This is a genomic window from Ruegeria sp. HKCCSP351 (assembly GCF_017872535.1).
Lineage (GTDB): Bacteria > Pseudomonadota > Alphaproteobacteria > Rhodobacterales > Rhodobacteraceae > Ruegeria.
In genome coordinates this window covers 1-11,905 of the sequence record NZ_JAEDOV010000016.1, presented here as the reverse complement: position 1 = coordinate 11,905, position 11,905 = coordinate 1, and the positions used below count along the sequence as shown (strand labels likewise).

The 11,905-nt window shown below is 55.0% G+C and carries 9 protein-coding genes; 8 read left to right on the top strand and 1 reads right to left on the bottom strand.

Going from position 1 to position 11,905, the window contains the following annotated elements; translation table 11 throughout:
- The first annotated feature begins 118 nt into the window (after positions 1-118).
- The 4 genes from I9182_RS19830 (at position 119) to I9182_RS19815 (ending at position 4,846) form a co-directional block, all read left to right on the top strand.
- The gene (locus I9182_RS19830; RefSeq protein WP_170367315.1) at positions 119-1,126 is read left to right on the top strand and encodes an AraC family transcriptional regulator; all 1,008 of its coding nucleotides are present in this window, start codon (positions 119-121) and stop codon (positions 1,124-1,126) included.
- A gap of 581 nt (positions 1,127-1,707) precedes the next feature.
- Complete coding sequence (locus I9182_RS19825) at positions 1,708-2,679, top strand: ABC transporter substrate-binding protein (RefSeq protein WP_170367316.1); 972 nt, start codon at positions 1,708-1,710, stop codon at positions 2,677-2,679.
- A gap of 67 nt (positions 2,680-2,746) precedes the next feature.
- A complete protein-coding gene (locus I9182_RS19820; RefSeq protein WP_170367317.1) occupies positions 2,747-3,775 on the top strand; it encodes an ABC transporter permease subunit in 1,029 nt (342 codons plus the stop codon).
- Between the two features lie 12 nt (positions 3,776-3,787).
- Positions 3,788-4,846 (top strand): betaine/proline/choline family ABC transporter ATP-binding protein, encoded by a 1,059-nt coding sequence (locus I9182_RS19815; RefSeq protein WP_058274115.1) that lies wholly within the window; start codon positions 3,788-3,790, stop codon positions 4,844-4,846.
- Between the two features lie 33 nt (positions 4,847-4,879).
- Here I9182_RS19815 and I9182_RS19810 read toward each other — a convergent pair whose 3' ends face one another.
- The gene (locus I9182_RS19810) at positions 4,880-5,803 is read right to left on the bottom strand and encodes a LysR substrate-binding domain-containing protein (RefSeq protein WP_170367318.1); all 924 of its coding nucleotides are present in this window, start codon (positions 5,801-5,803) and stop codon (positions 4,880-4,882) included.
- 237 nt (positions 5,804-6,040) lie between these two features.
- On the opposite strand from I9182_RS19810, the gene I9182_RS19805 reads away from it, so the two are divergent.
- Genes I9182_RS19805 through I9182_RS19790 form a run of 4 tightly spaced genes read left to right on the top strand, consistent with a single transcriptional unit; the run spans position 6,041 to position 11,641 of the window.
- A complete protein-coding gene (locus I9182_RS19805) occupies positions 6,041-7,645 on the top strand; it encodes a fatty acid--CoA ligase (protein WP_170367319.1) in 1,605 nt (534 codons plus the stop codon).
- A complete protein-coding gene (locus I9182_RS19800) occupies positions 7,642-8,328 on the top strand; it encodes a dimethylsulfonioproprionate lyase family protein (protein WP_058277181.1) in 687 nt (228 codons plus the stop codon). The genes I9182_RS19805 and I9182_RS19800 overlap by 4 nt, the downstream gene beginning before the upstream one ends.
- An 11-nt stretch (positions 8,329-8,339) precedes the next feature.
- Entirely contained in the window at positions 8,340-10,460 is a 2,121-nt protein-coding gene (locus tag I9182_RS19795) for a 3-hydroxyacyl-CoA dehydrogenase NAD-binding domain-containing protein (protein WP_170367466.1), read from the top strand.
- Positions 10,457-11,641, top strand: coding sequence for an acetyl-CoA C-acyltransferase (locus tag I9182_RS19790; RefSeq protein WP_170367320.1), 1,185 nt, complete (start codon positions 10,457-10,459; stop codon positions 11,639-11,641). The genes I9182_RS19795 and I9182_RS19790 overlap by 4 nt, the downstream gene beginning before the upstream one ends.
- Positions 11,642-11,905: the final 264 nt, after the last annotated feature.

The following is an 11,905-nucleotide window of genomic DNA, read 5'->3' as shown; positions in this document are numbered from 1 at the left end:
ATTCATGTTTTGCCAACTATAGTCTGGAATTCATTGGCTCGGTTGCCCCTTTTGAATTAGGATGTGCGAATGTGACTGCAAAAATGGCCACTTCTTAAAGCTAATCCAGACAAGGGTTATGAGCTTGCCTTTCAACTCCACCTCCCGAGAGCATAGCGAGGGCTTTATTCGCCTCTCTTTAGCTGCTCCGTTTCTGCAATATCTCACCGAACGTAAGATCAATCCGCAACCAGCATTGGATCAGGTCGGCTTGAAAGCCGAACTGTTGACTAACCCATCCGTGTTCGTTCACTCAGAGTTGGTTTACGGCTTGGTAAATGCTTTCTCAGAAGTGTCAGGAGATCGATACCTTGGACTGAATGTAGGGGAGACGTTTGACCTGCAAGAGTGGCCTCCATTCGCTCAAGCCCTGCAAACTACAAAAACGCTGTTCGAGTTTTTTACCCGCTTTGTTGGGCTTGTACCGCAGGAGTCCAATTCTGTGCGGCACAGCCTTATCATTGAAGCGGACAAAGCGACTTATCGTATCGATAGGCAACAGGAACCAACAGTCCCGCCCATTCAGGTAACCGGTTTTGGTGCTGCAATCTATGTACGCCTGTTGCAGACCGTCGTCGGCGATTCCTGGGACTCTTCGCGTGTGCGATGGGAAAGCAGATACATCAATGGTTTGCCTGTCAACTACAAAGGGATCGAGGTTGGCCTTGGAACCGATCCCGGAATGCAAATTAGTTTTCCTGTGGAATGGTTGTTTTTGCACCATGTCTCTGACGGCTCTGCCAAGCCGATGGTCTCACCGCGACAAGATGAAGAAGTAACTGTGGTGGCTGCTTTGCGCTCTGTCTTGCGCGGCAAACTGGATGAAACCGATTTGGGGCCGGAGATGGTGGCCGAGTTGCTGGGAATACAGCCGGAACGGTTCCTGAAAGCGCTTCAACAACAAGGCACAACGTTACCGCGCGAAATCAAACGGCTGCGTATCGATGTCGCCAAGGAGCACCTCAAAGATGACCAGATGACAATTGCGGAGATTGGTCTGATGCTCGGCTATTCTGACAAGTCCCATTTCACTCGCTTTTTCCGAAGTCAGACCGGAATGACACCGACCAAGTTCCGAAGCAAGTAAATGTGGTCGAGCCAAATGAACGCTTCGAAGATTAGGTCCTCGTGGGATCAGTTCGGAGAAGTTGTAGTGCGACGTTGAACAGGTTAGTCGACGACACGAATGGTTGGTTGCCACCGCCGATACAACCTCTGCAACTGGCCGTTTCGTTGTGTATTTCGGAGTTAGCAAAGCTTGGTTGCGAAGGTCCGGTTTGGGCTGCCACCAGCCAATCATGCTTGCCGCAGAGAAAGGCCGCATCGAGCCCAATCTACCGATGCTGCAGCTAGTTCGAATGGGCGTGATGAGCACAGAACGGACGTCCCCGGGTTTGATCACTCCTCCCGCCGACTCCTGAGAAGAGGCAATAATACACACGCATAAGCCACCTATGAATTTACATCTAAGAAGCTTTCGTTGGAACGGAGGTCACTAAATTCGAGCCTGGCTTCAACTCTCCACCTGTAAACAATTGTACATGATCCAAAATTCTTTTCAGTTTTTTGCTATTAGGCCTGTCGGTACAAATCATCACTACAAACAAGGCGAATTTTGGCTTGGATCGTTTCTCTGCCCCTGTTTCGCCGATGACAAGGAGGAAAGAAATGTTCAAGATTTCAGCGGGTCTCGGGTGCGTATTTGCTGCGGCAATCACCGCTTCGGCGGCCCAGGCAAACGAATGCGGCGAAGTATCACTGATGCAGGCCGATTGGGGGTCAGCGCAAATTGTGACCGCGGTCTCGAAGTTTCTGATGGAGCAAGGCTATGGTTGCGAAGTGACCACGGTTCCGCTCTCGAGCAACCCTGCGCTGGCATCCGTATCCGAGACCGGAGAGCCCGATATTCTGACTGAAATCTGGACAAACGGCGCGCCGGCTTACCAAGGGCTGGTTGATTCAGGTGCGATCATTCCTGTGACCGAAGTTTTGTCAGATGGCGGTGTCGAAGGGTTCTTTGTTCCGAACTACCTTATGGAAGAGCATCCGGAACTGGCAACAATTGAAGGCATCGCAGCCAACCCCGAACTCGTCGGAAATCGCTTTCACAACTGCCCCGAGGGATGGACCTGTCTAAATGTCAGCACCAACCTGATGAAGGCAGGCGGGCTGATTGATGCAGGCATTGAAAACTTCGTGCATGGATCAGGCGAAACCCTTGCGGCTTCGATCGCTGCCGCCTACGAAAACAAAGAGCCATGGTTCGGCTTTTATTGGGCACCAACATCGGTACTGGGCAAATACCCGATGACCCTGGTCGATATGGGCCCCCATGACCCTGAAAAGCACGCCTGCAACATCACAGCGGAATGCGCGACGCCAGAAATGAGCGCCTTCCCCCGCAGTGAAGTCGTTACAGTTCTGTCGAAAGAATTCATGGCCGAAAACACAGCAGTGTCTGACCTGATGACAAATCTATCCTTCACCAACGCACAGATGGGCGAAACGCTGGCATGGGTTGAAGACAACAATGCCTCCTACGATGAAGGCGCGGTGCATTTCCTAACAACCTACAAGGATGTCTGGGGGGCGTGGCTTAACGATGCTGCGCGCGAAAAACTTTCCGCCTTGCTGCAGTAAACTGCATGGACAGGGGCATCCTCAGCGATGCCCCTAACGCACTGAAGTAGATCGGAAAGTGGGATAAATGGCCTTCTATGACAAGTTATTCAGCGCATTGGGTTTGAGCGAATGGTGTGGCACGTCCGATGACAAAGCGCCTCTTTCGCTGGCGGATCTTGCGGCGCAAGCAGTAGGAGAAGAGGCCTCTGAGCCGCTCATTCCAATTCCCTCGTTTGATAATCTGCACGAAAGCTGCAACCGCATATGGCAGTCGCGCGATGTAACCAACGGGATCGAAGAAGGGTTTCTGGCAGCCAAACCGGTCCTGAAAACCGTTCTGGACCCGATCACGCAGCCATTGAGCTGGATATTGGATGGCGCACTTTGGCTGTTTGAAGCGACGCCATGGTTCATCATGGTACCGCTTCTGGTGGCGATTTCCTGGTACGCGTCACGTTCGCGCCCTGTGACGATCTTCGTGGCCGCCTCGATTATGATGCTGGCCCTCGTAGACCACTACGATGTGGCGATGCAAACCCTGTCGATCGTCTTTGTGTGTACGACGATTTCGGTGCTGTTCGGTGTGCCCATTGGAATTGCCATGTCGAAATCCGACCGATTGCAAAAAGGCGTCGTTCCGTTGCTCGACCTGCTGCAGACCCTGCCGACATTCGTGTACCTGATCCCTCTGATTTTCTTGTTCTCGGTCACGGAATCCAAACTGTACGGGATTGCGATCATCCTTTACGCGATTGTGCCGGTGATCCGTTTGACCGACCTTGGCATCCGGCTTGTCGACAGGGATGTGATCGAGGCGGCCAATGCCTTTGGCATGAAGGACCGCCAGAAACTGATGCGGGTTCAACTCCCTTTAGCGCTGCCCAATATCATGGCAGGAATCAACCAGACCATCATGATGAGCCTTGCCATGGTCGTGATCGCCTCTCTTGTTTCGGCCCCTGGCCTTGGCGTGAACGTGTTGCGCGGTATCCGAAACCTTGAACTGGGTGTGGGCATCGTCGCGGGCATCGGCATTGTTCTGCTGGCCGTGATCCTTGACCGCGTGTCCAAGGCAGCTCTCACACGGGTCGATAAGACCCAAGTCAAACATTAAGGAGCCGGTTCAATGACACAACCAATGGTCCGCCTGTCCGGGCTCTATAAAATCTTTGGCGCCCGCGACAAGGACGTGTTGCAGCATGCCAAAGGAGGCATGGGCAAGGAAGAATTGCTGGCGCAGCACGGGCACGTGTTGGGGCTCAACAACATCAACGTCGATATGCAGGCGGGGGAAATCACAGTGGTCATGGGCCTGTCCGGCTCTGGGAAATCTACTCTGATCCGCCACCTGAACCGGTTGATCGAACCCACTGCGGGCGAGATCATCGTGCAGGGTGAGGACGTGATGCAATTGTCCGAGGACGGGTTGCGCCATGCTCGACAGGAAAAGATGTCGATGGTGTTCCAGAAGTTCGCGCTTTTGCCGCACAAAACCGTGCTGAAGAACGCAGGCATGCCGCTCTCGGTGCGCGGCGAGGACGAGGCGACTTGCGACCGTGAAGCCGCCAAGTGGCTGGATCGCGTGGGTCTGAGCGGGTTCGAGAACCATTATCCAGCGCAATTGTCCGGTGGGATGCAACAGCGTGTGGGCATTGCCCGGGCGCTGACCGCGAACACACCGATCATGCTGATGGACGAGGCTTTCTCGGCTCTTGACCCACTGATCCGAACCGACATGCAGGACCTGCTGCTCGAGCTGCAAAAAGAGCTGCACAAGACCATCATCTTCATCACTCACGATCTAGATGAGGCGTTGAAGCTGGCCGATCACCTTGTGATCCTTAAAGACGGCTTTGTCGTGCAGCAGGGCGAGCCGCAGCATATTCTGTTGAACCCCAACGATCCTTACATCGAAGACTTCGTGAGCGACATCAACCGAGCACGGGTTCTGCGGGTCCGCTCGATCATGACCCCGCTGGACGGTGGCCAAGTGCCAGAAGATGCCCATGGCGAAGTGGACGTGAACGACACGCTCGAAAGCATGATCGCGCGGTCCGGCGGGGATACGTCACACGCCTATGTTGTCAAGGATGGGGAGAAGACAGTCGGCTCACTGGATATGACTGAACTGGTTCGCGCACTCGTCCCTCGCGTCGCATCCGAAGCAGGCGCACGTCAGTCCTGACGCGCGCTGACGACAAAGCTGGAATTCATCAGATCAGGCCCGAAATAGCCGCATGGTTGGGTCGGCTTCGATCTGTTCGAACAGCCAGTCAACAAACGTATCGAGCTTTGGGTTGGGTGCACGTTCTTTTTGCGTCGCCAGATACCAGCTGCCTGGCTCGGGCACCGAAATATCAAACGGTTTGACCAGGCGCCCCCTTTCAAGGTCACGCGTGCAAAACGGTGCTCTTGCGACGCTGATACCGTGATTTTTTAGAACAGCTTCACGGACCAGCGGGTAATTGTCGAAAACAGAGCCAAATTTCATCGTTTCGCGATCTAAGCCCGCCGCATCCAACCAGCAGTCCCAGTCATCCGGCTCATTCCATGTGTTTGGGACACTCAGCAACAGGAAATTTCTTAGCTCTTCCAGCGGCATTCCACCGCTTGCGGTTTTCAAGGCCTCCGGAGCACATACCGGGTAGATATCCGTTTCGAACAAGGGGCTATAGTCAAACCGTTTGTCAAATGGTGGCGCGTTGAACACGCCCACATCGAACCGGTGCATGTCATAATCACCGTCTTCAAAGGTAGAGACGATGCGCACGCGTGTGTCCGGATTATCCTGAAGAAAGTCTGCCAATCTGGGCTGTAACCACATTGTATTGAAACTTGCGTAGGACTGAACGAGCAACACGTCCGGTTCCTCAGGTGTCTGGATGCGCCGAGTGGCTTTGATGATTCCCTGAATGTGTTCGCGTATTGGCGGGTAATATTGCTCGCCAGCCGGTGTTAGCTCGACCGAACGGCTTGTGCGTTCCAGTAATTTAACGCCGATTGTTGTTTCTAATGCTTTGACCTGGTGGCTGACTGCCGCATGCGTCACACAAATCTCGTCAGCGGCCTTTCGGAAACTCTTGTGACGCGCCACCGCCTCAAAAGCGCGCAGTGAAACCAGCGTGGGCATGTGAGTGGTCATTGCTGCATCTCCTCGATGAAATCAATTCTGCTTACCCTCAAGCAGAGTTATCCGACGACGGGCGCGAATATAGCAGGGTATTGATACTCTTTTTCATAACCTGTCAGGGGGTAGCACGCAATTCGCGGTGCGATGTGATCGGTTAGAATTTCTTGATGAAAGGAAATTTCTTTCAATTCTTCAACTGGGTGAGAAATGCCAGATTAGCAGATAGAGAATTTATGGGATTCCACCTTCATGCCACCACTTTCACCTTCGCCAAATGCATATGGCTATCCGTTGCTGATTAAACACTTGCTGGCCGGATCCCAGCTCGCGTCAGCCAGCCAAGAGATCGTCAGCGGCACCGAAATGCGACTGAGCTACGCGGACTTGGGCAAACGCGTGCGCCAACTTGCCAATTCTCTAAAGGCGAGCGAGATACATGAGGGTATGCGCGTCGGTGTCATGGATTGGGATACCCACCGCTATCTTGAGTGTTTTTTCGCGATCCCGATGATGGGTGCATCCCTTTTCACGATCAACGTGCGACTATCTCCTGCTCAGGTTCTTTACACGATCAACCATGGGCAACCGGATCTGATCATCGTGCACCGCGATTTCATGCCGCTCATTGAGGGTATCAAATCGGGCTTTGATCGGGACATCACCATCGTGCCGATTGGAGACGGAGAAGGATATGAAGAGTGGATAGGCAAAGCCCCAGGCAGCTTTGACTTCCCGGACTTCGATGAAAACCAAACGGCAACCTTGTTTTATACAACCGGGACCACCGGCAATCCCAAAGGGGTGAGCTATTCACATCGGCAGTTGGTCCTTCACACATTGGGCTTGATCGCAGGTTTCGGCGCATGGCCCGGGAATGCCGGATTTCATCGCGGCGACGTCTACATGCCGCTGACGCCCTTGTTTCACGTCCACGGCTGGGGATTTCCATATGCCGCAACGATGCTGGGGCTGCGTCAGGTCTATCCCGGTCGATATGACCCTGACACAATCTTGCGATTGATTGCAGACGAAAACGTCACCTTTTCACACTGCGTGCCCACGGTTCTGTCAATGGTGCTCGACCATCCGGGCTGCCCACAAATTGACCTGGACAGATGGAAAGTGATCATTGGCGGGGCCGCTTTGCCGCGAGGCCTGCAGGACCGCGCCGCGGCGGCGGGCATATCCTTGCATGCGGCCTATGGGATGTCCGAAACCTGTCCGTTTCTGACGGTGGCCGATTTGTCCAGCAATGACCCCGAGATGCAGGCGCAAACCGGCTTTCCCGGCCCTCTTGTCGACCTTCGTGTTGTGACACCGGATATGCAGGACGTCCCACATGACGGCGAAACAACCGGCGAAGTTGTTGCTCGGGCTCCCTGGTTGACACAAAGCTATCTGGATAATGCGCATGCCTCGGATGAGCTTTGGGACGGTGGGTATCTGCATACCGGGGATGTTGGGTATATCCGCGAGAATGGATCGTTGCAGATTACTGACCGCCTCAAGGATGTGATTAAGACCGGCGGCGAATGGATATCCTCACTGGCACTGGAAAACATAGCATCGTCTTGCAGCGGCGTTGAGGACGTCGCAGCAATCGGGCTACCGCACGCGAAATGGGGCGAAAGGCCAGTGTTGGTCGCTCAAGCCGCAAAGGATGCCGACCCGGATCTTGTGCGCTTGAGAGTCATGGAAGAAATCCAGTCGCGGGTTGACGCAGGCGAGATCTCAAAATGGGCAGTTCCAGACGAATTAATCTTTGTCGACCGCCTACCTAAAACCAGCGTCGGCAAACTCGACAAGAAACTCGTGCGGCAAGATATTTCAACGCGCTCGGACTTAAAATCATGACAGACAAACAACGCCGTATTCAGGCGCTTATTCAATCCATTGTCACCTATCTGCAGGCTCACAGAGCTGCCACGCGCGGCGTTGATCTGACGTTGGACAAGCTGGCAGCCATGGACCTGTCCGATGAGAAGCTCATTGACTTACCTCCCCAAGGAACCCGGCATGATGAGGTTCTGAAGAACGCTGTCGCCGGGATTGCAGCCCCGGAATTGCAGGAAATCGCAGGCTGTCTGAAAGCGGCCAAGGATGATCTGATCTGGCGCGAAGACAACGCCCAATTCTATCCCCCCGGTGCCGATTTGGGAGAGGGATACACAAGGTGCAACCTGCATACTCTGCTGATCGGGCCGGATGCATGTGGATATCACCATCTCGATTTCAACCTTGGCATTTTCATGCTGGGACCAAGGACGCTGTATCGCGACCACAACCACGACGCGCCAGAACTGTACCTGAACCTTTCCGAGAAATCTGGTTGGCGGTTTGGCACCCGTGACTGGCAGGATTATCCGGCTGGATCACTTATCTGGAACGCGGCGGGCGATCCCCACGCCACCCGGGTCTATGACCAGCCATTCATCTCCGTCTTTGTCTGGCTCGAGAACGTGAATTCACCCTGCAATGTAATCCACTTCGACGATTGGGCAGAGATCGAACAAGATCTTGCCAAACAGTCCAATTGAGGTTTCCAAACATGATTTCCATTAAACATACCGAGGGTGTCGCTTTCATTGAGCTGAATGCCCCGCCAGTGAACGCTCTTGGTCTCAAGATGCGACTGGCGCTTTCCTCGGCCATCCACGAGTTGGACGCCGATGAACAGGTCAAAGCTATCGTTCTATGCTCGGCTCTGCCGCTCTTTTGCGGCGGCGCTGACATCGTCGAGTTCCGTACCGGGGCAGTTTGGGACAAGCCGGACTTGCCAGACCTGTGTGAAACGATTGAAACCAGCAAGAAACCCATTATCGCCGCGATAGCAGGTCCCGCGATGGGTGGTGCGCTGGAGATCGCGCTTGCCTGTGATTACCGTGTCGCCACGCCGGATGCCGTGATGGGCCTACCTGAGATCAAACTGGGGCTGCTGCCTGGTGCCGGAGGCACCCAGCGACTACCCCGGATTGCCGGGCTGGAAGCGGCAACGCAAATGATCCTCTCGGGTGATCCCGTGAAAGGCGAATATGCCCTGTCTTGTGGGCTGGTCGACGCACTATTTGAGAACGACCAGGATTTTCGCGCGCATGTTTTGGGTTTCGCCACAAGTGTCAGCCATGAGGGCGATCCGAAACGCAGTTGCGCGGATATGACCGTCACACACCCTGATCCGAAGGGATATCTGACGGGTTTCCGAGACCAGATAGCGCACACGTCCAAAAACCTTGTCGCCCCTGAACGATGTTTGGTGTCCATCGAGACCGCGTGCGAAATGCCGCTGGCCGAGGGGTTGGCACAAGAGAAGGCGGGTTTCGCTGAACTGCTCGACACACCTCAATCGCGCGCGGGGCGGCATCTGTTCTTTGCAGAGCGTGAATGCACCAAGGTTCCCGGCGTTACCGGTGCTGACCAACCACGTAGCATTTCATCGGTCGCCGTGATTGGTGCCGGAACAATGGGGCGCGGCATTGCCATCGCCTTTCTTCAGGCGGGGTATCGGGTCACGTTTCTGGAAACCACGCAAAGTGCGCTTGAACAGGGGCTGGAAATGGTCCGGGAGCATTTCCAGCGCGCGGCCCAAAAAGGGCGGCTCAGTGCCGATCGGGCAGAGTCCATCGTATCCAACGCCACCGGGACGCTCAGCTACGGCGACCTTGCAGAGGCCGACCTGATCATTGAAGCGGCGTTTGAAAGCATGAATGTCAAACACCAAATTTTCGCGAGCCTAGACCAGCACGCCAAACCTGGCGCGATACTGGCCTCAAACACATCGACATTGGATCTTGATGAAATCGCCGCGGTCACGTCCCGCCCGGAGGATGTGATTGGCCTCCATTTCTTCAGCCCGGCAAATGTCATGCGCTTGCTGGAGGTGGTGCGCGGCGTCAAGACCGCTCCAGAGGTCATCGCAACGGCAATTACAGTCGCAAAGAAGATCCGGAAGCTCCCAGTCACGGTTGGCGTGTGCTACGGCTTTGTTGGAAACCGGATGCTGGAGCCATACTTTCGCGAAGGATCTCGTCTGCTTCTTGAGGGGGCGACGCCGAAACAAGTGGATGACGTCCTTGAGAACTTCGGCATGGCCATGGGCATTCACGCGATGGCGGATCTGGCTGGGGTCGATGTGGGCGCCCGCGTGCGTCAGGAGCGGCGAAGTGAAATCGCACATGACCCCACATACCAGGCCGTGCAGGACATGTTGTTTGAACTGGGCCGACTGGGTCAGAAAACCGGGCGTGGAAGCTATGTCTACGAGGGACGGACACGGGTCGAAGACCCTGAGATGGTTCAAATCAGTTCCGAGCTGTCGGACCTGCATGGCGTGAAACGCAGGGACATCGACGATCAGGAAATCCTTGAGCGATGTCTCTATCCCCTGATCAACGAGGGCTTTTTGATCCTTGAAGAGGGCATTGCAACGCGCCCGGGTGATTGCGACCTGATCTGGGTCAATGGCTATGGCTTTCCAAACTGGCGCGGCGGCCCGATGCACTATGCCGACGAGATTGGATTAAGCCAGATTCTGGAACGCATGACCCACTATCGGCAGTCGCTTGGCGCCTATGGCGAGATGTGGTTCACGCCTGCGCCTTTGTTGGAAGAACTCGCAACCTCGGGCGTGACACTTACCGCGTATTTTGATGCCAAAAAGGAAAAATCATGAGAGAAGCCGTTGTCGTCTCAACCGCCCGAACCCCGATTGGGGTTGCCTTCAAGGGTGCGCTGAACAACATTAAATCCCCTACCATGATGGGGCACGCTATTCAGCACGCTGTTGAACGTGCAGGCGTGGACCCCGGTTCGATCGAAGATGTCGTCATCGGATCGGTCCTTACGGCGGGGACAGCAGGCATGAATGTCGCTCGTTTGTCGGCGCTGGCGGCGGGCCTTCCCAATACGGTGGCAGGACAGACGATCGACAGGCAATGTTCCTCCGGGTTGATGGCCATTGCGACGGCTGCAAAGCAGGTCATTGTGGATGGTCAGAATGTCGCCGTGGCAGGCGGGCAGGAAAATATTTCCACCCTGCAGAATGCCTATCTGAAATGGGCGGGCGATGAGAAAGATCCAAACGTTATCGCCCAATCTGAACATGCCTATATGCCGATGCTGATGACGGCGGAAAATGTGGCGCAGGCATATGGGATCAGTCGTGACGCCCAGGATGAATATGCTGCACTTTCCCAAGGTCGGACGGCCCGGGCTCAGGCTGCTGGCGCCTTTGATGACGAGATTGTCCCGATCACTGCGATAAAGCGGGTCAAGAATCGCGAAACCGGAGAGGAAACCCTGGAAGAAGTGACCTTGTCAAAAGACGAAGGCAACAGGCCGGGTACGACGGCCGAAACACTTGGCCAGCTGAACCCGGTTGTCGAAGGAGGCGTGATCACTGCCGGAAACGCAAGCCAGCTTTCTGACGGTGCCTCGGCTTGTGTGCTCATGGAAGGCAAAATGGCTGAGCAGCGGGGCCTCACACCGCTAGGTATCTATCGCGGCATGGCTGTTGCAGGAAACGCACCGGAAGAGATGGGGGTCGGCCCAATCTATGCCATTCCAAAGCTGCTTAAGAATGCAGGTCTTCGCATCGAAGACATCGGCCTTTGGGAGCTTAACGAAGCCTTTGCCTGCCAGGTTCTCTATTGCCGCGACCACCTTGGGATCGATCCCGAAATCTACAACGTGAACGGCGGTGCGATATCGATTGGCCACCCCTACGGCATGACAGGTGCGAGACAAGTCGGGCACGCTCTGCTTGAGGGGAGGCGTCGTGGCGTAAAATACGTGGTGACCTCCATGTGTGTTGGCGGAGGCATGGGGGCCACAGCGTTGTTCGAAGTCGCCTGACCCCACTGAAATGAGTTCAAGCAGAGCGTTATCTGGTTGAGACATTGACATTCTGTCATCTGCGAAGGCCGCCATCTGCAAGCCTGCGTTTCATATCGACCGGAATTGGTGATACCTCCTGAGGCGTTATGACCAATGTCACGCCAACGATCCTTTCCACGGTTTCCAGCCAGTTTGTCGATGACTGGCTGGCGGCGCTGCGTGCCCTGTGCCCAGAGGCGCAGATGGCGTCGCTGCTTAGCCGGTCCGGTCTGAACGCGGATA